Here is a 26,123-nt window from a genome sequence, read left to right as displayed (position 1 = left end):
TTCCGCCTCCCGGATCGTTTCCGAAGGTTATAGACCACGCGCCGCGGAAGAGAGGGCAATGACGCGGAACGTTCAGGTTTCCGAACTCGACCGGCGGGCGGTCGAGGACCAGCAGGTCGAGATCGTCGAGCGAAAGGGGATCGGCCATCCCGACTCTATCTGCGACGGTATCGCCGAGAGCGTCTCTCGGGCGCTCTCGCAGCTCTATCTCGATCGTGTCGGCAAGGTACTTCACTACAACACCGACGAGACACAGCTCGCTGCGGGGCGTGCGGCGCCGGCCTACGGCGGGGGCGAAGTGATCGAGCCGATCTACATCCTCATCGTCGGCCGCGCGACCAAGAGCTACGAGCGCGACGGCGAGACGATCGAGCTGCCCGTCGACTCGACGGCGCTGGCGGCCGCCCGGGAGTACCTCCAAGAGGAGATCCCCGAACTGGAGTACGGCACCGACGTAGTCGTCGACATCCAGCTCGGCGAGGGCAGCGGCGACCTGCAGGACGTGTTCGGCGAGGAGGAGGTCCAGGTGCCGATGGCCAACGACACCTCCTACGGCGTCGGCCACGCACCCCTGACCGAGACGGAGACGATCGTCCACGAGATCGAGCGGGGGATCAACGGCGAGTACGCCGCCGAGAACCCCGAGGTCGGCCCGGACGTGAAGGTGATGGGCAAGCGCGAGGGCGACTCGATCGACGTGACCGTCGCCGTCGCGATGGTCGACAAGTACGTCGAGAGCCTCGAAGCGTACAAAGCCGCGGTGAAAGAGGTACAGGCGTACGCCGAGAGCCTCGCCCGCGAGCACACCGACCGCGAGGTCAGCGTCGAGGTCAACACCGCCGACGACTACGACGCCGGCTCGGTGTATCTCACCGTCACCGGCACCTCCGCCGAGCAGGGCGACGACGGCTCCGTCGGCCGCGGCAACCGCGCCAACGGCCTCATCACGCCGAACCGACCGATGAGCATGGAGGCCACCTCGGGGAAGAACCCGGTCAACCACATCGGGAAGATCTACAACCTCCTCTCGACGGCGACCGCCGAGGACGTGGTCGCCGAAGTCGACGGGATCCGCGACCTCCAACTGCGCCTGCTCTCCCAGATCGGTCGCCCGATCGACGAGCCCCACGTCGCCGACGCACAGGTCGTCACCGCCGACGGCGTCGACGTGGCCGACATCGAGGCCGAGGTGAGCGAGATCGTCGACGACAACCTCGCGAACGTCACCGAGATCACCCGCGAGGCGATCGAGGGCGACATCTCGACGTTCTGACCGTCCCTCGACCCGGGCGAGTCGGGGCCGATGAGTGAAATCTCGGACGACACGGACTGGACGTTCCTCCGACCGATCGGCTCCGTCGCCGACGAGCCAGTTATCGCACCGCTGAACGAGCGTGGGCTCCACCTCGGCAACCGTCACGCCGCCGATCCCGACCGCCACGAGCGTCGGTTCGACGCCGTGGTCTCCGTCTCGACTGCGGCGTCCCCCCTGACGACGCACCACCACCCGTTGACCGACGGCGAAGGGAACGACTGGAGCGCGTTCGCGGCCGCCGTCGACGCCGTGCGACGGCTCTCGGGGACGGGCGACGTGCTCGTCAACTGCAAGGCGGGTGTGAGTCGGAGTACTGCGGTGCTCGCGACGGCGGTCGCCGCCGAGCGCGGCGCGTCGTTCCGGGACGGGCTGGCAACCGTCGAGGCGGCGCGGCCGGAGGCGGTTCCCCACCCGGCGCTGGTCGAACTCGGGGTGGTGTACCTCGCCGCGAGGGGGTAGGCCTCGGAGCCACCGGGCATTTACCGGGGGCGATCCAGAGACACGCCCATGCAGACGTTCGAACTCGCAGTCAGACTCGTCGCGGGGCTGGGACTGATCCTCGCGAACGGTTTCTTCGTCGCGATCGAGTTCGGGCTCACCCGGGCCAGACAGTTCTCGAAGGAGGAGTTCCTCGGCGACAGCGACAGCGCCGCCCTCCGGCGCGCCTGGGAGATGACCAACGACCTCGAACTGTACCTCACCACCTGTCAGGTCGGGATCACCGCCTCCAGTATCGCGGTGGGGATCGTCGCCGAGCCCGCGCTCGGCGCGCTGTTCGAGCCCCTCGTCGGGGTCAGCATCGGGGCGATCATCGCGTTCCTGATCATCAACCTCGTCCACCTGACCCACGGGGAGCAGACGCCCACCTACCTCGGCGTCGAGCGCTCCCGGATGGTCTGTAAGTACGGCGCGACGCCGCTGTACTGGTGTAACCGACTCATCCTCCCGATCATCAAGCTGGGCGACTGGGTCGCGAAGGCCACCCTCGGCCTGTTCGGCATCGAGATGACCGGCGCGTGGCTGGAGGCCGAGGAGGACGCCATCGAGTCCCGTGCCGACCTCCACAAACGGCTGGGCTCGGTGCTCTCGAAGGGCGAGATGTCCGAGGAACGCCGCGAGGAGGTACTGAACGCGCTCACGATCGGCGATCAGCAGGTCAAGGACGTGATGGTGCCGACCGAGGAGATCGTGGCGCTCTCGACCGAGGTCGACACCGAGGAGAACTTCCGCCGGATGGAAGACCACCCGCACACGCGCTACCCGCTGATCGGCGAGGATCTCGACGACTTCCGCGGGATCGTCTACTTCCCGATGCTCGCTCGCTACCGCGACAGCGTCGCCGACGGCGATATCGACTTCACGAACCTCTCGGCGGCGCCGATGACGATCTCCGGCGACACGAGCGTCAGCAACGCTATCGACCAGTTCCAAGTCGAGAGCCAAGAGCTCGCGTTCGTGCTGGAAAACGGCGACGTGGTCGGGATGGTGACCGTGACCGACCTGCTCGAGTCGATCACCGGGCAGATCGAGGACCCGATCGACCTGCTGGACGAGGAGTAACGGTCGCGTCCGCCCCGGAAGGAAACACCCATGCTCGCCCGCCCGCTACCCCGCCCGTGCAGCAGTCACCGGAGCTCGCCGTCGTCCGCTACGGGGAGGCGGGGATCAAGAGCGACAAGGTCCGCGGGCAGATGCTCGACCGCCTCGCCGCGAACGTGCGGGCGGTTCTCGACGATCGCGGGATCGCCGGGGCGGTCGAGCGCACGTGGTCGCGGCTCCTGATTCGACCGACCGATGGCGACACCGATTTCTCTGCGGACGAGGCCGCCCGCGCGGCCGCCGACACCTTCGGCGTCGTCTCGACGCGGCCGGCGATCTCGACCGCCCCCGAGATGGAGGCGCTGGCCGAGGCGGCGGTCGCGCTGACCGACGACCACCCGGAGGGCGCCACGTTCGCGGTCCGCGCGAACCGCGCCGGCACGGCTGAAGTCCACCCGTTCACGAGTCAGGAGGTCGCGAGCGAGGTCGGCGCGGCGATCGGAGAGGCGACCGGCGCCGACGTGGACCTCGACGACCCCGACCGCACGTACCGCCTCGACGTCCGGGAGGACGAGGCGTTCGTCTCCGCCGCCGAGTACGAGGGGCCGGGCGGGCTCCCCGTCGGCACGCAGGGGACGACGGTCGCGCTGTTCTCCGGCGGGCTCGACTCCCCGGTCGCGGCGTGGGAGCTGTTCAAGCGCGGGCTCGAAGTGGTGCCCGTCTACCTCGATCTCGGCGACTACGGCGGCCCGGACCACCTCGCCCGCGCGACCGAGACCGCGCGGACGGTCGCCCGCTCGGCGCCGCACGTCGACGCCCGACTGCGGGTCGTGCCCGCGGGCGACCTCGTCGACGATCTGGTTGCCGAGACGGGCCCCACCAGAATGCTCTCGCTTCGACGCGCGATGCTCCGGGTCGCCGAGGCAGTCGCCGACGACGTTGGCGCCCACTCGATCGCGACGGGGGAGTCGATCGGGCAGAAGTCCTCCCAGACCGGCCCGAACGTCCGCGTCACCGACGCTGCCGCGAGCCTGCCGGTCCACCGCCCGCTGCTCACGCGGGACAAGCCGGAGATCGTCGAGCAGGCCCGCGAGATCGGGACGTTCGTCGACGCGACGACCAACGTGGGCTGTGAGCGCGTCGCGCCCGACTACCCGGAGACGAACGCGACGCTCGCCGAGGTCGAAGCCGCCGAGCCCGACGACCTGCTCGCCCGCGCGGCGGCGCTGGCCGACGAGCGCTCCGTCGTCGGCGACGACTGAGCCCGGCGGCGGACCGCAACCCACTTCTTCCGCGCCGGCGACCCCCCGACGATGGCGCAGGTCTGTCTGCTGGGCGAGCCCGAGAGCGACCTCCGGTACGAACTGCTCTCCCGGGAAACCGCCCGGGAGGCGCTCTCGACGTACGAGCTACGGGAGCCCTACGCGAACAGCCTCGCGCTCGACACCGTCTCCATCGGTGCCGCGGTGTCGCTGCTGAACGACCTGAACTGGTACCTCGTCCGGTTCGTCCGGACGGCGCTGGTGCAGTCGGACTCGGTGTCGGAGACAGAGTGGCTCTCCCGCGAGCTGGCGACGGCGATCCGCGACGGCGACGTGGACCCCGCCGACACCGGCGACTTCTTGCAAGTGTACGGGGTCGAGGAGGGTCGACCACAGGACCCCGCTTTCGTCGAGCGGGAGGGCGACTGGACTCCCGAACGTGAGGGGTACGACGAGGTGCTGGTCGTTCGGGTGACCGAGGACGAGTTCGAGCCGTAGCGACCGCCACAAGACGTTTACCGGGCTCCGCTCTCGGTTTCGGTCATGCGCGCCCTCCTCCTCGCGGTTCTGGTGGTGTTGTCCGGCTGTGCCGCCGTCGGCCCGGGCGGAACCGCGTCCCCGACTCCGATTCCCACCCCGACCGGTCCCTGCGAGGTGAACGATCGCCCGATGCCCGAAGCCGACAGGAACGAGGTGGCGACCGACGAGTACCCCGAGCGCCCCGACTCGCTCACCGCGGAGACGGTCGGCGCCTTCGTCGCGTCGTTCGAGGAGACGTACATCCAGAACGCCGCGCTCGCCGGCGGGCAGAACGTCACCTACATCGAGACGTACACCGACGACGTGAACGTCACCGCCCACGGCGACACGTACGTCGTTCGGCTGACCTCGTACACCAACGGCAACTACCGAGATACGGGCGGGGAGACGCCGATCGAGGTCCACTGGGACGGCGCGCCCGAGCCAGTCACGTATCTGGTCACCGAGGAGAGGATACTCCGCGGCGAGGGCGACCTCACGACGGATCGACTCCGCCACCAGCCGACGGTAGCCTGTTTCTGATCGCTACTCGTCGCACTGCCACTGGCAGTCCTCGGCGTCCTCGGCCTCGAACAGCCCCGTCGACATGTACCGCTCGCCGCCGTCGGGGAACACCGTCACCACGAGTGGATCGTCGACACCCGCCTCGGCGAGTCGTTCGGCGGTCCGACGGGCGGCGACGTTGGCGGCGCCGCTGGACTGCCCCACCAGAATGCCCTCCTCGCGGGCGAGACAGCGACACTCCCGCTCGGCGGTCGGGAGGTCCACGGCCTCGACGGCGTCGATCAGATCAACGTCGAGGTTGGGTGAGACGAACCCCGGCCCCATCCCCTGATACTCGTCGTGGCCGGCCTCGCCGGTCGAAAGCACGGCGTTCTCTCCGGGCTCGACCGCGACGACCTCCATCTCGGGGAACGCCTCCAAAAGCCGGCGGCTCGTCCCCGTCAGCGTCCCGCCGGTGCCGACGCCGGCGACGAACGCGTCGATCTCGCGGTCGTCGACCTGTTCGAGGATCTCCGGGCCGGTGGTCTCGTAGTGGGCACGGGGGTTGGCGGCGTTCTCGAACTGCCGGACTTGGACGTAGTCGCCCGTGGCTTCGAGCTCGTCGGCGCGGTCGCGGGCGTCGCTGATGTCGCCGTCGACCACCTCGATGTCGGCGCCGTAGGCGCGCATGATCCGGCGGCGCTCGGGCGATTTCGAGCCGGGGATGACGATCCGCACGTCGTACCCTTTCACCGCCCCGATCAGCGCGAGCCCGATCCCGGTGTTCCCGCTCGTGGGCTCGACGATCGCGTCGCCCTCACCGAGTTCGCCGGCCTCCTCGGCCGCCCGGATCATGTACAACGCCGGGCGGTCCTTCGCGGAGCCGCCGGGGTTCTTCGACTCCAGTTTGGCGGCAACCGTGCCGACCGGCGACGCCACTTCGACCAGCGGCGACCCGATGGCGTCGATCACGTTCGCGTCCATCTACCCGGACGTACCCGGGTCGGGAGTAAAGGGGTAGCGACAGCGGCCTCCGGACCATCGACGGCCACCAGAGATTTTTACCCGCGGACGAACTGCACAACCATGAGCACCGACAGTGCAACGGAGAAACTGCCGTTCGGCGCGGGCGCGGCTGCCGGCCTCGGCGCGTACCTGCTCGGCTACCTGATCACCTACGTCTGGCAGAGCGGCTCGATCGAGGAGCGGCTGTCGGCGTACAACTTCATCGCCGAGCTGTTCGGCGGCGAACCGATCGCCGTCTGGCAGGGGATCGGCTGGCTGTTCTACAACGCCCACTTCGTCGCCACCCGGATCGACGGGTTCGGCGGCACGCAGTCACAGAACTTCATCGCCGGCAGCGACGGCGGTTCGATCGCGCTGCTGTACGCGGTCCCGATCGTCCTGCTGCTCGCGGCGGGGCTGCTGACCGCGCGGCTCGCCGACGCCCACGAGCCGGCTGACGGCGCGGTCGCCGGCGCCGCGGTCGCGATCGGCTACTTCCCGCTGGCGCTGCTCGGCCGGTTCCTGTTCTCCTACCAGGGCTCGGCGGCGCCGGATCTGGTCACCGCGGTGCTGCTCGCCGGGCTGGTGTACCCCCTCGTCTTCGGCGCCGTCGGCGGCGTGCTCGGGAGCGCAGTCGGCGACTGATCGGCGCTCGGAGGCGGCGACTGACAGCCGCCGACGTATGACTTATCCTCGCCGGGGCCCACCCTCGTGTATGGCCAACGCAGAGACTGACGCACCCGAATCGACGCTCGCGACGCTCCAGCCGGACCCGACGTGGAGCGCCGACGCCCACGAGGAGACGGTCGAGGCGCTCGGCGAAGAGGGGCTCACGTTCCGCATCTGGGGCGGCGACTGGTGCGGCGACTGCCGCCAGCAGCTGCCCGCGTTCGCGGCCGCGCTTTCGGCCGCGGGCGTGCCCGACGAGCGGATCCACGCCCACGCGGTCGAGCGCGTCGACGGCGAGAAAGTCGGCGACGGCGTCGAGGAGTACGGAATCGACCTGATCCCGACGGTGATCGTCGAGCGCGACGGCGAGGAGATCGCGCGGTTCGTCGAGAGCGAGGCCCGACCGATCGCGGTCTACCTCGCCGAGGAAATTTCCGAGTGAGTTCGGGGTGAGGTTCCGGATTGGTGGTCGGTTCGAGTAGCTTCGCTAAGTACAGCAAAGCAATTTAACAGAGAATATTACAAGCGCTACATGGTCCGTGTTGATGTCCTGTCCGTTGCGCTGTTCTGGTTCGTTCTGGGGTATCTAAATTGTCGGAGGCCAGCGATGATGTACCGTCTCAAACACTGGCCGGCAGCACCAGACTCGAATGTTGGGGAGAACGTTCGTACGACGTATCGTCGTCTCGGCTATATTGCAGCCGCAATCGGTATCCCATTTCTCGTCTGGGGATTGGTTGCTCCGTGATGGATACGCAATCTCACTTACCGTCGGCTCCAGTCCGACCTCCGCGGCAAGAGCCCGCTCGACGTACGCACCTGCTTCCCGAACTCCCCGAATGTGTCGTGTGTTACCACTCCCTGCTCAGCTTTTTACTGTCGTCTCTCCAACTACTGCTTGAGGTGACGACGACGTGCTCCAAAACTCACTGAGCGTGCTTCTCCCCGGGCAGGGGACCCAGTCGCGCGACCAGCGTTCGGTCGTGGACGACGGGCTCCGTGCCTGCTACACGCGCGTCGTCGTTCCCGCCGTCCGGTGGGCGATCTGACGCAGATCGTTCCCCGACGGCCCCGTCCCGATCCCGACTCGTTCGGGCGCTGACGCTCGAACCCCGGGTACGGCGACGTGGCTCGTATCGTTCCGCTGACGCATCCCCCTCCACAGACGATGTACCCACCACGGAATCCGGACCATCGGACGTATCGCGATCCACCCACCTTCGGGACGACGCTGCTGTTCGCCGCGCTGCCGCTGACGGTGGTGTTCGCGGCGGCGTTTCCCGCGGTCACCGCCGGCCTGCTGGTCGGCGCCGTCGCGGGGGCGACCCTGCAGCGATAGCCCGCTCCCCTCGCGGGAGTCGGTGACCCGAGAGGGTCACGCGGACAGTCCTACAGGTTCTCTTCGACCCAGTCGAGCGCCGCTTCCAGATCCGTCTCCGGCGGCGAGCAGGTACGCGACCGACACGCGTACACCGTCGGCTCGCCGTCGCGGGCCTCGCGGCCGGCCCAGATCGGTGGCGCCTCGTCGAGCCCGAGTTCGTCGAGCCACGCCTGCAGCCCCGACTCCGTCGGCGGTCGGCGGGCGACGACCGCACCCGGGAGGTGGCGGTCGGCGAGGGTCTCGCGCCACGCGGCGGGCAGCTCCTCGGCCGCGACGGTGAGTTCGAGCGAGCCCCGCTCGGCCGCGTCGGCCGCCATCGCGAGCGTGCCGTGCTCGACGGGGCTGGCCTCGATCCGACCGCGGTGGGTCGCGAGCGTCTCCCTCGCGACCGCGCCGAGATCGTCGTCGCTGAAGTGATCCAGATCGAGCAGCAGCGAGACGGCGGCGCCGACGCTGGAGGGCGTCGACTGGTCGGTCAGCTCCTGGGGCCGCGCGACGAGCTCCTCCCCGTCGTTCGGGGAGAGGTAGAGCGTCCCGTCCTCAGCGTCGTAGAACGAGTCGGCGACGACGCCGGCGAGGTCGAGCGCGAACGCGAGCGGTGCCACGTCGCCGGTGGCCTGATACAGTTCGAACGCGCCGCGGCCGAGAAACGCGTAGTCCTCCAGCGCCGCGTCGATCCCCACCTGCCCGTCCTTGAACCGCCGGGAGAGGCGGTTGGCGTCGGCGTCCCACAGATGTTCGCGGACGAACTCCAGCGCCGACTGCGCGCGCTCGATCCGGGCGTCGTCGCCCAGCACGAACCCCGCACGGGCGAACGTCTCGATCAGCAGGCCGTTCCAGCCCGCGAGCACCTTCTCGTCCCGGAGCGGTCGCGGGCGTTCCTCCCGAGCGGTGAACAGCCGTTCGCGGGCATCGTCGAGCAGGTCGCGGATCTCGTCCTCGTCGTCGGGCGTCTCGACCGTCTCGCCCGCGACCTCGATCTCGGCGCCGACAAGCTCCGCGACGGGCACCGTCTCGTTCAGCACGCTCGTGCCGCCCTCGAAGTTGCCGCCGGAGACGACGCCGTAGCGCCGGCAGAACAGCGTCGCCGCCGGCTCGTCGAGCACCTCACGGACCTCGGTGGGCGTCCAGACGTAGAACGCCCCCTCCTCGCGCTCCGGCGCCTCGCCCTCGTCGAGCCGTGAGTCGGGCGTCTCGCTGCGGGCGTCGAGCGTACTGAAGAAGCCGCCCTCGGGGTGGGAGAGCTCCCGTTCGGCGAACTCGAGCGTCTCCCGGACGATCTCGGCGTACCGCTCCCGCCCCGTCGCGCGGTAGCCCGCGAGGAACGCTGCGGGGATGGTGGCGTTGTCGTACGCCATCTTCTCGAAGTGCGGGACGGTCCAGTCCTCGTCGACGCAGTAGCGGTGGAAGCCGCCGCCGAGGTGGTCGTACAGCCCGCCGCTGCCCATCGCGTTCAGCGCGTTCTCCGCGACCGTCAGCGGTTCGGGGTCGTCCGACAGCGCCGCGACGCGGAGCAGGAGTTCGACCCGTCCCGGCTGGGGGAACTTCGGACTCCCCCGCCCGAATCCGCCGTGCTGACGGTCGGCGCCGCGGATCGCCGCCGCCGCGGCGTCGTCGAGGATCTCGCTGCTCGGGGGGTCGGTGGCCCCGTCCGGCGAGTCCGCCGGCGCCATGCGGTCCCGCGCCGCCGAGGTCCACTGCTCGGCGCGGTTCTCCATCTCCTCGCGCTGCTCGGGGTCGGACCACGAGTCGGCGATCTGTCCGCAGAGCTGCTCGAACCCGGGGACGTTGCGCCCCGGCTGTGGCTCGGGCGGGAAGTACGTCCCCACGTAGAACGGCTTCCCCTCGGGAGTCAGAAACGCCGACAGCGGCCACCCGCCGCCGCCGGTGACGAGCTGGCAGACGGTCTGGTAGACGCGGTCGAGATCCGGCCGCTCCTCGCGGTCGACCTTGATCGGGACGAAGTTCTCGTTCAGGACTTCGGCCACCTCGGGGTCCTCGAAGGACTCCTCGGCCATGACGTGACACCAGTGGCAGGCCGAGTAGCCCACCGAGAGGAAGATCGGCACGTCGCGCTCGCGGGCCTCCGCGAGCGCGTCGTCGTCCCACGGCTGCCAGTTCACGGGGTTGTCGGCGTGCTGCTGCAGGTAGGGGCTGGCCGCCCCGGCGAGTCGGTTCCGGTCGCTCGAAGCGTCACTCATTGTCCGGGGAGAGCGCCCGGACGGGGAAGTAGCCGGTGGTCGCGGCTACTCGGCCGCGCGGAACACGACCACGCCGTCGTTCTCGTAGGCGCGCTGCCAGTCCGGCGACGCCGCGAACGAGCGTTCGAGCGTCCCGAACGTCACCTCGGGATTCCCCCGAACCGTGTACGCGCCCTTCGGGAGGGAGACGTACTCGGGATCGGCGCCGACAGCAGCCAGCTCCCCCTCGACGCAGGCCGCGGAGTCACACCGCGAGACCGCCTCGAACGACGCTAACTGCGTCGCGTACGCGTCCGGGCCGCGCCACTCCACCCCCCACGGGCCGACGAGGATCGTTCGGTCCGCGAGCGCCGGGAACCACTCCGCGGCGTCGCCGAGCACGACGAACGTCGCATCCGGCGCCGTCTCGCGCTCGGCCCAGTCCATCGCCGCCACGTCCTCGTCGTCGAGGAACTCCGGGGTCGAGGGGTCGCTCGCGAGCGTCATCTCGTGAGCGAGGTACGTCCCGCCGGCGACGCTCGCGAGCAGGAGACACGCCGCCGCCGCGACCTCGCGACGGCCGGCTGCGCCCGTTCCGGGCAGCGAGACGCGACCGTTCAGCGCGGGGAGTCGCCGGGCCACGTCGACGGCCGCGACCGCCGCGACGACGCTCCCGACGGCGAAGACGAACCGCGGCTGGGCGAACAGTAGCTCCGCCGCGAGCGTCCACGCCGCGAGGAACCACTCCCGGCGGGCCCACAGGAGGTACGCGGCGCCGAGCAGCGGCAGCGCGGTGAACGAACTCAGCGCGCCCACCAGCGTCGACACGCCGCCGCCGACGCCGCCGTGAGTGCCCGCAGCGCCCGTGAGCACGCCGATCCCGTGGGTGCTCGTCACCCAGAGCAGCCACGGCGACGCGAGGAGCGCAGCGCCGAGGCCGACCGCCGCGCTCCGCGTGAATCCGGCGACGGAACGGTCCCGGACGCCCCACAGCAGGACGTAGGTGACGACGACGAACAGCGAGTACGTCGGGTGAGTGAGCACCGTCGCGCCGACCGCCAGCGCGCCGACCGCGACCGCCCGCTGCGAGTCGTGATCGAGCGCCCGGTGGCCGGCGTAGATCGCGGTCAGCGCGTAGCAGAACGCGAACGCCCGCACCACGCCGCCCGCGGAGACGTGCCACTGGAGCAGTTGGGGGTTGAGCGCGACGGCGACGCCCGCGAGCGCGCCCGCAGGCCGGGAGCCCGCGTAGTCCCGCGCGAGCAGGTAGACGGGCACGATCCCGGCCAGCACGCCGACCGAGGGGAGCACGCGCGCCAGACCGATGGGATCCGCACCGAGATCGAGCAGCACCGCGAGCACGTAGAACTGTAGCGGGGGGTAGGCGAAGGGGACGCCGTCGGCGGTGTACCCCGTGATCTCGGCCGGCGACGCGTAGCCGTTGGCGGCGATCGTCTCCGCGATCCGGAGGTAGAGCCCGGCGCCGTACGCGGGGTAGGGGTTCGTCGCGAGGTAGACGGCGACTGCGAGCAGCCCCGCCGCGAGCCCGGCGCCGAGCCACGGGGCGTCCTCGCGCGTGATCGGAGTTCGGTCGCTGTCCGGGGTCATTTCCGACGGATCTCGATCGGCGATCGGACCGAGACTGTTCGGTCGAGCCAGCGGTACTCCAGCGTCGCCCAGCGCAGCAGGCTCCCGAGCAGGACGACGATCGCGCTCCCTTCCAGCAGCCCGACCCAGCGCGGGAAGGCGTACGAGATCCCGTTCCCGATCGCCGGCGGCAGCGCGTTCTGAACGCGGTCGAACAGCGACGCGTTCTCGGGGGCGGGCTCGCGGCTCGGCAGCCCCAGCGACGCCGCGCTCTCACCGCCCGCGCTCTCGTCGCTTGTGCCCAACCGCTCGGCCTCGTAGGGGAACCCCACGTCGGCCGACCAGACGATCTCGCCCTCCCGGTCGACCTCGACCACGCGGTCGCCGTTGGAGTCGGTGATCAGCGTGTGGCCGTTCGGCAGTCGGTCGGCGTCACGGGGCCACTGCATCCGCTGGTCGGCCCACGTCCACGACTCGACCCACTCGCCGTTTTCGCGCTGGTACTCGACGATCCGGCCGTTCTCGGAGTCGCCGACGAGCAGCGCCGGGCCGCCCCGCTCCGCGGGGATGAAGTCGGGGTTGTGCTGCTCGTACAGCGTCGCGTGGTCGCCGTCGGTGCCGAGCGTCCAGTTCTCCAGCAGTTCGCCGTCCATGCCGACAAAGGCCACCTGGTCCTGATTGCGGAGGCTGACCATCACCGCTTCCTGCCCGTCGATCTCGACGTGCTCCACGTCGTTGATGTGCGTCCAATCCTCGGGGAAGGGGCCGCCGCTGGAGACGGGGTAGTCGGCCCGTGCCTCCCACGACCACTCGATCAGCCCCGTCGTGGTGTTGACGATAAACGCGCGGTCCTCGGCGATGTCGGCGATCAGGAGTCGGTCGTCGTCGATGCGGTCGGCGTCGTGCCAGCGCGTGGAGTGTTTGCCGGCGGTGATCCGGCTGAACACGTCGGTTCGCTCGCCCGTGGTGAGGTTGACGCGCTCGACCCCGTTCCGGGTGCAGACCGAGCCGTCGCATTCCTCGGCGTCGAGGTGGTCGGCGTAGACGAACTCGACCGTGTGGCTGGTACCCGCGACGGGGTCAACGTCCCAGTAGCGCGTGTGGTCGTTCTGGTAGTAGTAGACGCTCCCGTCCGGGGCGAACGCCGCGAGTTCTGCCTGTGCCCGCGGGGCGTCGCTCTCGTCGCTGACGAACGCGTTGGAGTCCGTTGCGACGACGGTGACGTTGTCGCGCTCGCCGACGACGGCCGCGTCGCTGCCCGAGCGGAACGCCTGCTCGACCGCGGGATCGCCGGTCACGCGGTCGTTCGTGCGTTCGCTCTCGGCGTAGCCGGCGACGACGGTCGTCGCGGAGACGACGATCAGCGCGGCGAGCAGGAGGCGGGCTGGCCGCTTGGCGAACGGCATCGCCGGGAGGGAGATGGGGCGGGCGCTAAAGTCTGTCTGAAACCGCCGGCACCGCCGGCCGTCCCGGGAGCGAGTAGCATAATCCATATATCCGTCCGAGTTCCACCTGAAGGAAGATGCGGAACCAGCCACGGCTGCCGACGGACCGACGGTCGGTCCTCGCGGCGTTGGGCAGCGGCGCCGCCGTCCTCGGCAGTGGCTGTCTCCGGCGGGCACGGAACCTCACGGGCTGGCAGTCCGCACAGCCCGTCGAGCTCCGGATCAAGACGCTGCCGGCCGACGCCGACCCCTACGCCCTCGGGCTCGCACGACAGGTCGCCGCGTGGTTCCGCGAGGCGGGCATCGGCGTCGACGTGCTCCCGATGGCCGAGCAGGAGCTCGTGCGCCAGTGTCTGCTCCGGTCCGAGTTCGACCTGTTCGTGATACGGCTGCCCGAGAAGTTCCGGGACCCCGACGCGCTCACCACCCTGCTGCACTCGCGGTTCGCCGACGCGCCGGGGTGGCAGAACCCGTTCAGCTACACCGACCTCGACGCCGACGCGGCGATCGAGCGCCAGCGCCGGACCGACGGCGAGGAGCGGCGGGAGGCGCTCGCCCGCCTCCAGCGGCGGATCGCCCGGTCCCAGCCGTTCACGATGCTGACGGTGCCCGACGACGTCCGGGCGGCACGAACCGACGGCGACATGAACTGGCGGGCAGCCGACCTGACCGACCCGCTCGACTACCTGCGGCTGGGCAACAGTGACGGCCGGCTCCGGATCGTCGGCACCGACCGCCGGGCGACCACCAATCTGAACCCCCTCTCCGTCGAGTTCCGGCGCAGCGGCGTGTTGACCGGGCTGCTGTACGACCCGATCGCACGCCCGGCCGACGGCGAGTACACGCCGTGGCTCGCGTCGTCGATCGAGTTCGCGGCCGACGGGGGGCCGACCGCGCAGGTGACGCTCAGGGAGGACGTCAGCTGGCACGACGGGGAGTCGCTGACCGCCGAGGACGTGGTGTTCACCTACGACCTGCTCGCGGACACGACGCTGGGGGACGACGAGTCGGCCGCGGTGCCGTCCCCGGAGTTCCGCGGCCGGCGCACGCTCGTGGACGACGTGTCCGTCGTCGACGACCGCCGGGTCGCGATGTCGTTCGGCGACGCCCACGAGGACGTCGCCCGGCGGGCGCTGACGGTGCCGATCCTCCCCGAACACGTCTGGCGCGACCGGACCGACCCCGCCGCGATCGGCGGCATCCCGGTCGGGACGGTGACCGAGGCGCTGGTCACGAACAACATCCCCCCGGTCGGGAGCGGCCCGTTCGAGTTCGTCCGGAACGCGCCGCGTGAGCGTCTGCTGCTCGAGCGCGTCGACGACCACTTCTCGGCACGCGAGGGGGTCGAGCTACCGGATTGGATCGCCGACTCCGCGCTCGACGCGCTGTCGGTTCGGGTCGTCGGCTCGGACGTGGCCGCCGTCGAGGCGGTGACCGACGGCGAGGCGGACGTGACCGGCACCGCCGTCGGCGCCTCGACGGTGCCGCGGATCGGCCGCGCCGACGCGGCCGAACTGCTCGTCCGGCGGTCGGACCGGCCGTACGTGCTCGGCTACAACACCCGTCGCGCACACCTCACCAACCCCCGGTTCCGGCACACGCTTGCGCAGCTGATCGACGAGGCGTTCCTCGGCGACGACGTGCTCGACGGCTACGCCCGGCCCGCGGTCGGTCCGCTTCAGGGGACGGCGTGGTACCCCGACGATCTGGCGTGGGACGACGGGAACCCGGTCGTCCCCTTCTTCGGACAGGACGGCGAACTGAACGTCGAGACGGCCCGCGAGTCGTTCCGCGAGGCGGGCTACCAGTACGACGACGACACGCTCGTCGGGGGGACGGCATGAGCCTGCTGACCGTTCTCTCTCACGTCGTCGTCGTCGTTCTCGTGCTGCATCTGGTGAGCCTCGGCACGCTCCGCTGGCTCTCCGGCACCGGAATCCGTCGCGGGTCGCTCCGAGAGAACGTCCGCGCGGTCGGCCCGACGGCGGCCGTCCTCGGCGCGCTGCTGCTGGCTAACGGCACCGTCAGGGACGTGGGGGTCCACCTCTCGTGGCTGATCGGCCTGAACGTCACGGGCACGATCCACGCGATCGAGGGGGCGTTCGTCGCCGACCTCCAGTCGTTCGCGACGCCGCCGCTGACGGCGTACTTCAGCTTCGTCTACGTGTTCGGCTACGTGTTCCTCCTGACGTTCCCGCTCGTGCTCTACGCGCTCCACGACGACACGCGCCCGCTGTCGGCGACGCTGGTGGCGTACGCGCTGAACTACGGGATCGGGCTCGTCTGTTACGTGCTGTTCGTCGCGTACGGCCCGCGGAACTTCATGCCCGGCGCGGTAGAGTCGCTGCTGTTCACCAACTGGCCGGAGGTGCAGGCGCTCACGAGCCAGGTCAACGAGAACACCAACGTGTTCCCGTCGCTGCACACCTCGCTGTCGGCGACGGTCGCGCTGCTGGCCGCTCGCTACCGTTCGACGGCGCCGGGGTGGCTTCCGATCGCGGCGGTCGGCGGCGGCTCGGTCGCGATCGCGACGATGTATCTGGGCATCCACTGGCTGACCGACGTGCTCGCCGGCGTCCTGCTCGCGGCGTTCAGCGTCGTCGTCGGCGTCCGGTTCGCCGAGCGCAGACACGGGGAGAGCGAGACCGACTCGGGCGAGCGGTTACACGGCACTGCGGGCGGCGTTGTCGAGCAGTTCAGGCGGTAGTCCGGCGGCGTCGCCCACGGGCCGGATACGAACGAACCGCCGGTCGTCGAACGCCGGGCCGAATGCCCGTGTGACGCGACCGGAACCGATCGAGTGACCGAAGAGTACGTATCGAACACGAATGCATAAAACCCCGACGGGCGTAGCAGCTCGCGGATGTGCCCTCCAGAACGCACGATACGTCGGTTCCCGAATCGCTCGTCATGAATCGGCGCACAGTTTTGACGGCCGGGTGCGTCGGGACAGCAGCGCTGTCGGGCTGTCTGTCGATCCTGCCGTCGGGCAGGCCGGACACGCCGCTGCCGCAGACCCCCGACGGCTCGTGGAGCCAACACGGCGCCGACAGCGGAAACACGTTCGCGTCGGCCGTCGCCGCCCCCTCCCGCGGGAATCTGGCGTGGGAGTCGGCAGCGTTCACGCGGTGGGACCCGGTGATCGCCGACGGGACTGTCTACACCACGAACTTCGACGCCAGCAACGAGGGAAGCGCGATCGCCCTCGACGCACGGGACGGAAGCGAACAGTGGCGGACGACTCTCGGCGGGGAGAGCGACCACGGCCGGGCGCTCGTCGGCGACCGGTTCCTCGTGGCGTCCGGCGAGGAGGTCGTCGCGCTCGACCGAGAGAACGGCGACGTCGTCTGGCGACAGGCTCTCGGGGAGTCCGAGTCCGGCGGTGAGCGGAGCTACTTCCCGGAGCTGCTCGCCGTCGACGACCGGTCGGGGATCGTCGTCGTCCCGCACCGAGCGGGGTTCGAAGCCCTCCGAGCGGAGAGCGGCGACCCCCACTGGGAGACGGCCGGCGTGTCAGGGCAGCGAGTGACGCCGGCGATCCACGACGGCACCGTCTACGCGGTGGGGGTCGTCGACGGCACGGACAGCCTCGCGGCGTTCGGCGTCGACGACGGAGCGACCCGCTGGACGGAGGCGCTCGACGAGCCGGCGATGGACGCCGATCCGGTCGCGACCGAGCGTGGCGTTTTCGTCGTGGACGGGAACAGCCTCGGCATCCACGACCCCGAAACGGGGGAGCGGACCAGTGAGATCGGCTTGGCCGAGATCGACGGGACGGAGACGACGACGCTGGCCGTGGACCACGGGACAGCGTTCGTGGCGAACAGCGAGGCGCTTCTCGCGGTCGACCTCGAGAACGAAACGGTGCGGGTGCTACACGACGACGACGTGTACGCCCAAGGGATCTCTGTCGGGAACGAGACGGTGGTCGCGATGGTCGACGGCTCCGAGTACGTCTCCACCGACCTCCGCGATACGATCACGGCCTTCGACCGGGAGACGGGGGAGGTGCGGTGGAACTACGTGATGGACGGGTTCCACTCGGTGACGATCCCGCCGATCCTCGCCGGCGGCGCCGTGTTCTTCGCGACCAGCAGCGTCGGCGCGCTGGCGGCGCTCGGCGACGTGGATGCGGGCGACAGTGAGTGGCTCGGCTGACCCGACAGCCCGAGTTCACTCCGCGTCGAGACTCTCGACGACGCCGACGAGCGACTCGCTCTCGGCGTGGCCGTGATCGACCGACAGCGGCGACACCGACACCTCGCCCTCGACCATCGCGCGGCGGTCGCTCCCGTGAGGGTAGCGCTCCTCGTGGCGGTCCTCGAGCGGGAACGGGTTCTCGAACCCCTCGGTGTCGGGCCAGACCGAGTCCGAGAGCTGAACTGCGGTCTCGCCGTCGCCGAGATCGCGGTCTTCGTGTCCTTCGTCGTGGGCCACGTCGAGGTCGTAGTCGTGCGTGGGGCGGGTGATCCGCGCGTCCGGGTCCGGCGAGTCGACGGGCGCGTTGACGTTCAGCAGGTCCACGTCGTCGTACGTGTCGGTCGCGAGCGCGCGGTCGAGCAGGTCCGCGGCCACCCGCGCGGGCCGGGCGAAGTCGTACTCCTCCGGTGGGTGGGGGAAGAAGTCGACCGCGTGGTACGCCGACACCGCGAGCGCGGGGACGCCGAGGAAGGCTGCTTCGATCCCCGCGCCGACCGTGCCGGAGCGCCCGACGACGTAGTTGCCCGCGTTCGGGCCGTCGTTGACGCCGGAGACCACGGCGTCGAACTCGGTGTCGAGGCCGTTGAGCGCGTAGGCGACGCAGTCCGCCGGCGTGCCTTCGAGGGAGTACCCCCACGGGTGGTCGTGGCGGACGGCGCTGCTGGATCGCGTGCGGCCGACGCCGCTCTGGTTCTCGTGGGGCGCGACGACGGTCACGTCGCCCACCGCGGTGAGCTCCTCGCGCAGCGAGGCGAGGCCGGAGGCGTCGATCCCGTCGTCGTTGGTGAGGAGGATCTCGGGGTCGCTCATACGGGGGATCGACGGCTGCGGGTAGAAACGGTTGCGGTATGGCGTTACGAGCCGAGCCAGCGGGCGGTCCCGCCGGCGACCAGTACGAGTGCGCCGGCGACGAACGTGCCGGGAACCGGGAACGCGAACAGGATCGCGCCGAACGCGAGGACGAGTGTGGATGCTCTCATCGGGAGAGGAACGTGCGGCTGGCCGGGGATATGGGTTGTGGCAGGGTAGTGGCCAATTGTGTGGTTCGATCGTTTCGCCGTTGAGGAGGTTTGGCGCTCGGTGTTGTCACGTCGGACAGCGGCAACGACCGCGGCAGCAACAGCATCGTGATCGCGGGCTACTTGCGACCGCAGTGTGCCGGGCACGAGGCCCATCATCAGAAATCGGAGATTTCTGATTGGCAAACGAGAGCCTGCGGCTCTCGTTGACGGCACAGCACGGAGTCCCCACCCCTCCCCCCGCGAGCGCCGTAATTGGCGCTCGCGAGGCGTCCACCGCACCGCTGTGGCAGTCGGCGCGAAGCGCGAGCACCTCCGTGTGCGAGCCGAGCGCGAGGGACGACTGACCGAACGTAGTGAGGGAAGGAGTCGGTTGGGGAGGTTCGAGGGCTGTGCGGTGCGGTCGCAAGTGGTCAGCGATAGAGCTGCTGTCGCTGTCGCGGTCACAAAACCCCGTGCAGTCAACTAACCCCACAGCTACAACACCCAAACCGCCCACAAATTCTGGAAAATGCAAGAAGTGCCGGTCGTTCGAACGCTCCGTCGATACCCAGCCGAGCGTCGATCTACTGTCCCATCAGCCAAAAACAGCGGTTCTTCCGCCTACCCGCTCACATGTCGCCCCAGGCGCTCACCCCTCGGCCGACCGAGGAGACCGACGCGATCCACCGCACCGCGGCCGCCTTCTTCAGGAACTTCGCGCCGACGCCGCCGAACGTGTCGAACGGGAGCGCGTCGATGTCGTGGGCGACCGCCTCGTCGCCGACGGAGATCAGCGTCCCCTTGTCCTCGTACGTCCACTGCGAGAGCGGCCGGCCCTGGACGGCGTTGACGAGGTTCTCGCCCGCGACCTCGGCGGCGGTCCACGCCGCAACCGCGGTGGGCGGCGCGACGTCGTCCTCGCCCTGATCGATCAGTGCCGTGTCGCCGATCGCGAACACGCGGTCGTCGCTGGTCTGGAAGTCGCGGTCGGCGAACACGCGCCGGGAGCGCTCGTCCTTGTCGAGATCGGTGTTCTCCAGCTCCTCGCGCCCGGTGATGCCGCCGGTCCAGACGAGCACGTCGTACGGCATCTCTTCGGGCTCTTCGTCCTCGCCGCCGCCGACGTACACCGTGTCGTCGTCGACGCTGGAGATGAACTCGCCGCACTCGATGTTCACGTCGGCCGCCTCCAGCCGGCTCCGGATCGCCTGCTGGACGTCGTCGGGGTTGCCGGGGAACACCTCCTCCAGCCCCTCGACGAGGTGGACGTCGATCGGGGCGTCGTGCTCGTCGCGGTACGCCGCGATCTCGCCGGCGGCCTGAATGCCCGACAGGCCGGCGCCGCCGACGATCACTTGCGCCGGGTCGGCGACGGAGGCGTCCGCGGCGGCCGCCTTCACGTCCTCGTGGATCTCGCGGGCGTCAGCGAGGCTCTTGAGGGTGAGCGCGTGCTCGCGCAGCCCGTCGATGCCGAAGAAGGCGGTGGCGCTGCCGACGCCGAGCAGGAGGTAGTCGTAGTCGACCGGGTCGCCGTCCTCGAGCTCGAGCGTTCGGTCGTCGGTGTCGAGGTCGACGACGCGGTCCTGGACGAACTCCCCCCAGTCGGGCAGGATCGACTCACAGGGGATCGTGATCTTCGAGGCCACGTCCGGGTTCCGGATCACGCGGTGGGCCTCGTGCAGTACGAGGTGGTAGTCGTGTTCGTTGATCCAGACGAGCTCGACGTCGTCTTCCAGCCCGGCGGCGGGCAGTTCCTCCTTGAGCGAGTCGACGGTTCCGGCGCCTGCGTAGCCGGCCCCGACGACGACGATGCGGTCGGTCATGGCCGGAGGTGACACGGGCTCCGGTAAAGTCGCTACGGAACCGCCCCGGGATCGCGGGTTTCCCGGCGGTGACGCCGGCGGCGTGGCCGTATGGACGCCACGACGGTCGCCGCCGTCGACCCGGGAACGCAGGAACCAACAGCCCCGGCCGCGACGGTCCGACAATGACTGCGCCGAACCGCAACACGCTCTGGGCCCGGGCGATCGTCGACGAGCTCGCCCGGGGCGGCGTCACCGCGGCCTGCATCTCGCCGGGGTCACGATCGACGCCGCTGACGGTCGCGTTCGACGAACACGAGGCGATCCGGACGTTCTCCCACCTCGACGAGCGCGCCGCGGCGTACTTCGCGCTCGGGCGGGCCCGCCGCACCGGCGAGGTGACGCCGTTGGTCTGTACCTCCGGCACGGCCGCCGCGAACTACCACCCCGCCGTGCTGGAGGCCGACCAGTCCCGCGTCCCGCTGCTCGCGCTCACGGCCGACCGACCGCCCGAACTCCGGGACTCCGGCGCGAACCAGACCGCCGATCAGGAGAAGCTGTACGGCGACGCCGTCCGGTGGTACAAGGACCTGCCCGAGCCCGAGGCCGAAGCTCGGAAGCTCCGCTCGCTGCGGACGACCGTCGCCCGTGCGCTGGCCGAAGCCGGGGGGACCGACGCCGGCCCGGTTCACCTCAACTGCCCGTTCCGCAAGCCGCTCGAACCGACCGAGGTGCCCGGCGACGTGCCCGAGGATCTCGAAGCGCTCGCCGCCGAGGGGCGGAAGCGGGAGGGAAGCGACGCTACCGCCCCGACCGGCGTCGGTGCCGGATCGTCGGCGCCCGCGTTCGTCGAGCGCGCGCAGGGAACGCCCGAACTCCCCGACACCGAAATCCGTTCGGTGGCCGAGAAGCTGGGGGTCGAACGCGGGCTGATCGTCGCCGGGCCCGCCGATCCCACCGAGATCGACCCCGAGGCCGTCGTCGCGCTCTCGCACGCGACGGGGTTCCCGATCCTCGCCGACCCCCTCTCCGGCCTGCGCTTCGGCGGCCACACCCGCGTCGCACCGGTGCTCGGCGGCTACGACGCGTACCTCGACGAATCGGTCACGGCTGACTGGCCCGACCCCGAGGCTGTCCTGCGGATCGGTGCCTCGCCGACCTCGAAGCCGCTGCGGAAGTACCTCGCCCGGACCGACGCCGAGCAGTTCGTCGTCGACCCGGCGGGGAAGTGGCGCGAGGCGGAGTTCACTGCGACCGATCTGGTCGTCGCGGACCCCTCGCGGCTGGCCGAGGCGCTGGCTCGGGTCGTCGCCGGGCCCGACTCCGCGGACTGGCGGGAACGGTGGGCCGAGGCCGAGCAAACCCACTGGGAGATGGTCGACGCCCACGAGGGGCTGTTCGAAGGTGGGATCGTCGCCGACGCGGTGGAGGCGGCCCCCGAACCCACGACGCTGTTCGTCTCGAACTCGATGCCCGTGCGGGATCTCGATCGCTTCGCGCCGCCGAGCGCGGACGCGGTGACGGCGCTGGGCAACCGCGGCGTCTCGGGGATCGACGGAATCACCTCGACCGCACTCGGCGCTGGGTCGGCGACGACGGACCACTTGACGCTCGTGATCGGCGACCTCGCGTACTACCACGACATGAACGGGCTGCTCGCGGTCGCGCGGTGTGACGTGGACGCGACGATCGTCCTGCTCAACAACGACGGCGGCGGGATCTTCCACATGCTCCCGATCGAGTCGTTCGAGCCGCCGTTCACCGAGCAGTTCAAGACGCCCCACGGGATCGACTTCGAGCCGACCGGGGAGCTGTACGGGCTGGACTACGAGCGGGTCGACTCCCGGGCGGGGTTCGTCGACGCCTACAGCGAGGCGGTCGAGAGCGGGGGGAGCACCGTCGTCGAGGTCGTCACCGACGCCGCCGACTCCCACGCGGTCCGCGACGAACTCCGGGCGCAGGTGGTCGACGCACTCGGCGGCGATCCGGCGAACTGAGGGCGCCCCACGGCCGGGCCGACCGCGGGCTTTTTGCGCGCCGGCGTCGCGGTTCCGACATGGTCTCAGAGCTGTTCGACCCCGACCGTTGGGAGCAGGTCGACGGCGCCGACGAGTTCGACGACATCACCTACCACCGCGGCGTCGATTTCCCGGCGGTGCGGATCGCGTTCGACCGCCCCGAGGTGCGGAACGCGTTCCGGCCCGGCACCGTCGACGAACTCCACGCGGCGCTCGATCACGCGCGCAAGCAGGCCGACATCGGCGCCGTGCTCCTGACGGGCAACGGCCCCTCCGAGAAGGACGGCGGCTGGGCGTTCTGTTCGGGCGGCGACCAGTCGGTCCGCGGCGGCTCGGGATACGAGTACCGCGGCGACGACGAGGCCGCCGAGGACGAATCCGAGTCCATCAAACAGGCCAAGGCGGGCCGGCTTCACATCCTCGAAGTCCAGCGGCTGATTCGGTTCATGCCCAAGCCCGTCGTCGCCGTCGTCCCCGGCTGGGCCGTCGGCGGCGGCCACTCGCTGCACGTCGTCTGTGACCTCACGCTCGCGAGCGAGGAGCACGCGAAGTTCCTCCAGACCGACCCCGACGTTGCCTCCTTCGACGGCGGGTTCGGCTCGGCGTACCTCGCCCGCCAGATCGGCCAGAAGAAGGCCCGCGAGGTGTTCTTCCTCGGGAAGACCTACTCCGCCGAGGAAGCGGTCGACATGGGAATGGCCAACGAGGCGGTCCCGCACGACGAACTGGAGGAGACGGCGATCGAGTGGGCCGAGACGATGACGAGCAAGAGCCCGACGGCGATGCGGATGCTGAAGTACGCGTTCAACATGGCCGACGACGGGATGGTGGGGCAGCAGGTGTTCGCGGGCGAAGCGACGCGGCTGGGGTACATGACCGACGAGGCGAAGGAGGGCCGGGACGCGTTCCTCGAAGGCCGAGAGCCGGACTTCTCGGACTACCCGTGGCACTACTGATCCGCGGAAGGGTCAGACCCGGCTTCGTGTCCGCTCGAACAGCGCTTCGGCGTGATCGCGGGCGAACAGCGCCTCCGGGAGCTCCGAGAACCACGCGGCGTCGGTGATCGACTCGTCCTCGACACCGAGATCGCTGCCGACGGTCGTACTCACCGGCGTCGCCTCGAAGCCGACGACGGTGAACGCCGCCGAGCGCTCGCCGTCGGTGCAGACCGACTCGATGGCGCTGTGTGGCCGTTCGGGGACGATGTCGACGCCCGCCTCCTCGCCCACCTCGCGAACGACGCTCTCGGTCAGCGACTCGCCGTGCTGGAGTGTCCCGCCCGGGAGCATCCACGACCCGTCGTCCTCGTCGTAGATCAGCAGGATTCGGCCCTCGCCGTCGAGCACGGACGCGACGGTGACCCAGCCGGTGGTGAACGGCTCCCCGTCGACGAGCTCGTCGAACCGCTCGGGCTCGACCTCGTGGCGCTGCTTCGCCTCGTAGAGGTCGTCGTAGGTCGTTCGCGGGTCCGTTCGGTCCACGGTTCGCTCTCCGACCCCACGCCGGAAACGGTTCCGACTTCCGGCAACCGCAGTCGCTTTGGGGCGCGCCCGCGAACCACGAGCAATGAGTTCGAACGCGGAGCCGTCGCGGGCGAAAGCGTGGGTGATGGCCGCCCGCCCCCAGACGATGCCGGCGGCGATCTCGCCGGTGGTCGTCGGCGTCGGCGTCGCCGTCCACGAGGGGCTGTTCGCGCCGGTCCCGGCCGCGGCGGCGCTGCTGGGCGCGATCCTGATCCAGATCGGCACCAACTTCGCGAACGACTACTACGACGCGATACAGGGCGCCGACACCGAGGACCGCGAGGGGTTTACCCGCGTGACAGCGGGCGGATTGATCGAACCCGCCGCCGTCAAGCGGGCGATGTGGCTCACGTTCACCGCCGCGATCCTCGTGGGCACGTACCTCGTCTGGGTCGGCGGCGTCCCCATCCTCGTGATCGGCCTGCTCTCGGTCGCCTCCGGGATCGCCTACACCGGCGGGCCGTATCCGCTGGGCTACCACGGATTAGGTGACCTGTTCGTGTTCGTCTTCTTCGGGCTCGTCGCCGTCACCGGGACCGTCTACGTGCAGGCCGCCGCGGCCGTCGCCGGCGTGCCGACGACACTCCCCGCGGGAACGGTGCCGTCGCTGGCCCTGCTCGCGAGCCTCCCCATGGCGGGGCTCACGACGAACGTCCTCGTGGTGAACAACGTCCGGGACAAGGAGGAGGACAGTCGAACCGGGAAACGGACGCTCGCCGTCCGCTTCGGCTACGGCGTCTGTCGCGCCGAGTACGTCGCGATGCTCGTGCTCGCCTACGCGGTTCCGGTGTTCCTGTTCGTCGAGGGGTTCAGTCCGTCGATTCTGCTCCCCTTGTTCTCGCTGCCGCTGGCAGCGATCGTGGCCCGCACGGTGCTGACGCGGACCGACGGTGAGGCACTCAACCCCGCGCTGGAGCGAACCGGGCAGCTACTCGCGCTGTACGCGGCACTGTTCACTGCCGGTCTGATCCTCGGATGAGCCCGAGCCTGCGCCCGTTCACGCTCGACCTCGCCGAGCCGCTGTCGACCGCCGACGGGACGATCGACGAGCGTCGCGGGCTCCTCGTCGGCGTGGAACGTTCCACCGACGCGGGGACGGTTCGTGGCGTCGGCGAGGCGACGCCGCTACCCGGCTGGACCGAAGCGTACGAAGCCTGTGAGACCGCACTCGCCGATCCGCCGGAACGGTGGCGAAGCGGCGAGGCCGACCTCACGACGGACCGACCGTCGGCGCCGGCTGCCCGCCACGGCTACCGGCTCGCAGTGCTGGACGCGGAAGCGCGATCACGCGGGGAGCCGCTCGCGGCACTGCTCGCCGGCCGCGACGGGTTACCGGTGCCAAGCGAATCGGTGCCGGTCAACGCCACGGTCGGCGATGGAGGCGTCGACGAGACCGTCACCGCCGCTCGCACGGCCGTCGACGCCGGGTTCGACTGTCTCAAGCTCAAAGCCGGCGCTCGTTCGATCGACAGCGATCTCGATCGCGTGACGGCGGTCCGTGAGGCCGTCGACGCGACGATCCGAGTCGATGCGAACGGCGCGTGGGACCGCGAGACCGCTACGGAGGCCGTCGACGCGTTCACCTCGATGGGTGTCGAGTACGTCGAACAACCCCTGCCCGCAGCTGAACTTTCGGGACTGGCGGCGCTCCGCGGTCGCGGTGTCGACATCGCGGTCGACGAGTCGATCCGGGCAGTCGGGATCGAGGCGGTACTCGACGCCGGCGCGGCCGACGTGGCGGTGCTGAAGCCGATGGCACTGGGCGGGCCGGACGCCGCGGTCACCGCAGCCGGGCGGCTGTCGGCGGCTGGCGTCGACCCGGTCGTGACCACGACGATCGACGGGGCAGTCGCTCGGGCCGGCGCAGTTCACGTCGCGTCCGCGGTTCCGGGCGACCGCGCGTGCGGGCTCGCGACTGGGGGGATGCTCGCGTCGGATTTGGGGGCGGATCCGGTGCCGGTCGTCGAGGGAGAAATCGCCGTTCCCGACGGCCCGGGGAACGTCGGAACGGCGTTCGACGACCTCGTGTGGGACTGAACAGCTGCTTCCGGAGATAGCGAACAGGCGACACGATCGCTCGCAGGGCGGTGTGTCGCGCTCCCGCCTCGGTCGCCCTGCGACAGTTCTCAGCGCACGCAGGGGGTGGTCGACCTATCCGGGATAAGTCTCGGGG

At 70.2% G+C, this 26,123-nt stretch carries 25 protein-coding genes; 17 read left to right on the top strand and 8 right to left on the bottom strand.

Going from position 1 to position 26,123, the window contains the following annotated elements; genetic code table 11:
* Positions 1-58 precede the first annotated feature (58 nt).
* The 6 genes from ACQUSM_RS02540 to ACQUSM_RS02515 all read left to right on the top strand — a co-directional run bounded on the left by ACQUSM_RS02540 (position 59) and on the right by ACQUSM_RS02515 (position 5,178).
* Complete coding sequence (locus ACQUSM_RS02540) at positions 59-1,273, top strand: methionine adenosyltransferase (protein ID WP_435115397.1); 1,215 nt, start codon at positions 59-61, stop codon at positions 1,271-1,273.
* A 30-nt stretch (positions 1,274-1,303) separates the two neighbouring features.
* On the top strand, positions 1,304-1,774 hold the full coding sequence (locus ACQUSM_RS02535; protein WP_435115395.1) for a phosphatase: 471 nt from the start codon (positions 1,304-1,306) through the stop codon (positions 1,772-1,774).
* A gap of 48 nt (positions 1,775-1,822) precedes the next feature.
* Entirely contained in the window at positions 1,823-2,875 is a 1,053-nt protein-coding gene (locus ACQUSM_RS02530) for a CNNM domain-containing protein (RefSeq protein WP_435115393.1), read from the top strand.
* Between the two features lie 56 nt (positions 2,876-2,931).
* Positions 2,932-4,116: a tRNA sulfurtransferase gene (locus ACQUSM_RS02525; RefSeq protein ID WP_435115391.1), complete on the top strand. Its 1,185-nt coding sequence runs from the start codon at positions 2,932-2,934 to the stop codon at positions 4,114-4,116.
* Positions 4,117-4,167: 51 nt separating this feature from the next.
* Positions 4,168-4,614 carry a DUF5804 family protein gene (locus ACQUSM_RS02520; RefSeq protein WP_435115389.1) on the top strand — a complete coding sequence of 149 codons (447 nt, stop codon included), beginning with the start codon at positions 4,168-4,170 and terminating at the stop codon, positions 4,612-4,614.
* A 171-nt stretch (positions 4,615-4,785) separates the two neighbouring features.
* The gene (locus ACQUSM_RS02515) at positions 4,786-5,178 is read left to right on the top strand and encodes a hypothetical protein (RefSeq protein WP_435115387.1); all 393 of its coding nucleotides are present in this window, start codon (positions 4,786-4,788) and stop codon (positions 5,176-5,178) included.
* Between the two features lie 3 nt (positions 5,179-5,181).
* Here ACQUSM_RS02515 and ACQUSM_RS02510 read toward each other — a convergent pair whose 3' ends face one another.
* A complete protein-coding gene (locus ACQUSM_RS02510; RefSeq protein WP_435115385.1) occupies positions 5,182-6,123 on the bottom strand; it encodes a PLP-dependent cysteine synthase family protein in 942 nt (313 codons plus the stop codon).
* A 102-nt stretch (positions 6,124-6,225) separates the two neighbouring features.
* Here ACQUSM_RS02510 and ACQUSM_RS02505 point away from each other — a divergent pair, with 102 nt between their 5' ends.
* The 4 genes from ACQUSM_RS02505 (at position 6,226) to ACQUSM_RS02490 (ending at position 8,152) form a co-directional block, all read left to right on the top strand.
* Positions 6,226-6,789, top strand: a complete 564-nt coding sequence (locus ACQUSM_RS02505; protein ID WP_435115383.1) for a transporter — start codon at positions 6,226-6,228, stop codon at positions 6,787-6,789.
* Positions 6,790-6,859: 70 nt separating this feature from the next.
* Positions 6,860-7,255: a thioredoxin family protein gene (locus ACQUSM_RS02500; RefSeq protein ID WP_435115381.1), complete on the top strand. Its 396-nt coding sequence runs from the start codon at positions 6,860-6,862 to the stop codon at positions 7,253-7,255.
* A 472-nt stretch (positions 7,256-7,727) separates the two neighbouring features.
* The gene (locus tag ACQUSM_RS02495) at positions 7,728-7,862 is read left to right on the top strand and encodes a hypothetical protein (protein ID WP_435115378.1); all 135 of its coding nucleotides are present in this window, start codon (positions 7,728-7,730) and stop codon (positions 7,860-7,862) included.
* Positions 7,863-7,981: 119 nt separating this feature from the next.
* Positions 7,982-8,152 carry a hypothetical protein gene (locus ACQUSM_RS02490; protein WP_435115376.1) on the top strand — a complete coding sequence of 57 codons (171 nt, stop codon included), beginning with the start codon at positions 7,982-7,984 and terminating at the stop codon, positions 8,150-8,152.
* Positions 8,153-8,202: 50 nt separating this feature from the next.
* On the opposite strand, the gene ACQUSM_RS02485 is transcribed toward ACQUSM_RS02490, so the two are convergent.
* From ACQUSM_RS02485 to ACQUSM_RS02475, 3 genes are read right to left on the bottom strand one after another with little or no spacing between them, the layout of a single operon-like run.
* Positions 8,203-10,395, bottom strand: a complete 2,193-nt coding sequence (locus ACQUSM_RS02485; protein WP_435115373.1) for a thioredoxin domain-containing protein — start codon at positions 10,393-10,395, stop codon at positions 8,203-8,205.
* A 45-nt stretch (positions 10,396-10,440) separates the two neighbouring features.
* A complete protein-coding gene (locus ACQUSM_RS02480; protein WP_435115371.1) occupies positions 10,441-11,982 on the bottom strand; it encodes a glycosyltransferase family 39 protein in 1,542 nt (513 codons plus the stop codon).
* Positions 11,979-13,367: an arylsulfotransferase family protein gene (locus ACQUSM_RS02475; protein ID WP_435115369.1), complete on the bottom strand. Its 1,389-nt coding sequence runs from the start codon at positions 13,365-13,367 to the stop codon at positions 11,979-11,981. The genes ACQUSM_RS02480 and ACQUSM_RS02475 overlap by 4 nt, the downstream gene beginning before the upstream one ends.
* A gap of 116 nt (positions 13,368-13,483) precedes the next feature.
* Here ACQUSM_RS02475 and ACQUSM_RS02470 point away from each other — a divergent pair, with 116 nt between their 5' ends.
* The 3 genes from ACQUSM_RS02470 to ACQUSM_RS02460 all read left to right on the top strand — a co-directional run bounded on the left by ACQUSM_RS02470 (position 13,484) and on the right by ACQUSM_RS02460 (position 17,564).
* Positions 13,484-15,250, top strand: a complete 1,767-nt coding sequence (locus tag ACQUSM_RS02470) for an ABC transporter substrate-binding protein (RefSeq protein WP_435115367.1) — start codon at positions 13,484-13,486, stop codon at positions 15,248-15,250.
* Positions 15,247-16,113: a phosphatase PAP2 family protein gene (locus ACQUSM_RS02465; RefSeq protein WP_435115365.1), complete on the top strand. Its 867-nt coding sequence runs from the start codon at positions 15,247-15,249 to the stop codon at positions 16,111-16,113. Before ACQUSM_RS02470 ends, ACQUSM_RS02465 begins: the two co-directional genes overlap by 4 nt.
* A 203-nt stretch (positions 16,114-16,316) precedes the next feature.
* On the top strand, positions 16,317-17,564 hold the full coding sequence (locus ACQUSM_RS02460; RefSeq protein WP_435115362.1) for a PQQ-binding-like beta-propeller repeat protein: 1,248 nt from the start codon (positions 16,317-16,319) through the stop codon (positions 17,562-17,564).
* 15 nt (positions 17,565-17,579) lie between these two features.
* Here the strand turns inward: ACQUSM_RS02460 and surE are convergent, their stop codons facing one another.
* From surE to ACQUSM_RS02445, 3 genes are all read right to left on the bottom strand, one after another.
* Entirely contained in the window at positions 17,580-18,416 is an 837-nt protein-coding gene (surE, locus tag ACQUSM_RS02455; RefSeq protein WP_435115360.1) for a 5'/3'-nucleotidase SurE, read from the bottom strand.
* A gap of 44 nt (positions 18,417-18,460) precedes the next feature.
* Positions 18,461-18,586, bottom strand: a complete 126-nt coding sequence (locus tag ACQUSM_RS02450; RefSeq protein ID WP_435115358.1) for a hypothetical protein — start codon at positions 18,584-18,586, stop codon at positions 18,461-18,463.
* Positions 18,587-19,236: 650 nt separating this feature from the next.
* A complete protein-coding gene (locus ACQUSM_RS02445; RefSeq protein WP_435115356.1) occupies positions 19,237-20,430 on the bottom strand; it encodes an NAD(P)/FAD-dependent oxidoreductase in 1,194 nt (397 codons plus the stop codon).
* A 164-nt stretch (positions 20,431-20,594) separates the two neighbouring features.
* Between ACQUSM_RS02445 and menD the strand changes: the two genes are divergently transcribed.
* Together menD and ACQUSM_RS02435 are read left to right on the top strand one after the other, a co-directional pair.
* Positions 20,595-22,406 carry a 2-succinyl-5-enolpyruvyl-6-hydroxy-3-cyclohexene-1-carboxylic-acid synthase gene (gene menD / locus ACQUSM_RS02440; protein WP_435115354.1) on the top strand — a complete coding sequence of 604 codons (1,812 nt, stop codon included), beginning with the start codon at positions 20,595-20,597 and terminating at the stop codon, positions 22,404-22,406.
* A 59-nt stretch (positions 22,407-22,465) separates the two neighbouring features.
* Positions 22,466-23,383 (top strand): 1,4-dihydroxy-2-naphthoyl-CoA synthase, encoded by a 918-nt coding sequence (locus tag ACQUSM_RS02435; RefSeq protein ID WP_435115352.1) that lies wholly within the window; start codon positions 22,466-22,468, stop codon positions 23,381-23,383.
* A 12-nt stretch (positions 23,384-23,395) separates the two neighbouring features.
* On the opposite strand, the gene ACQUSM_RS02430 is transcribed toward ACQUSM_RS02435, so the two are convergent.
* Positions 23,396-23,908, bottom strand: coding sequence for an NUDIX hydrolase (locus ACQUSM_RS02430; protein ID WP_435115350.1), 513 nt, complete (start codon positions 23,906-23,908; stop codon positions 23,396-23,398).
* A gap of 127 nt (positions 23,909-24,035) precedes the next feature.
* On the opposite strand from ACQUSM_RS02430, the gene ACQUSM_RS02425 reads away from it, so the two are divergent.
* Together ACQUSM_RS02425 and ACQUSM_RS02420 are read left to right on the top strand one after the other, a co-directional pair.
* Entirely contained in the window at positions 24,036-24,929 is an 894-nt protein-coding gene (locus tag ACQUSM_RS02425) for a 1,4-dihydroxy-2-naphthoate polyprenyltransferase (RefSeq protein ID WP_435118266.1), read from the top strand.
* Entirely contained in the window at positions 24,926-25,987 is a 1,062-nt protein-coding gene (locus ACQUSM_RS02420; protein ID WP_435115348.1) for a mandelate racemase/muconate lactonizing enzyme family protein, read from the top strand. Before ACQUSM_RS02425 ends, ACQUSM_RS02420 begins: the two co-directional genes overlap by 4 nt.
* Positions 25,988-26,123 lie beyond the last annotated feature (136 nt).

Origin of the sequence: Halolamina sp. C58, assembly GCF_051195095.1 — an archaeon.
Classification (GTDB): domain Archaea; phylum Halobacteriota; class Halobacteria; order Halobacteriales; family Haloferacaceae; genus Halolamina.
The sequence above is the reverse complement of the archived record's forward strand: the minus strand, read 5'-3'. Positions and strand labels throughout refer to the sequence as shown.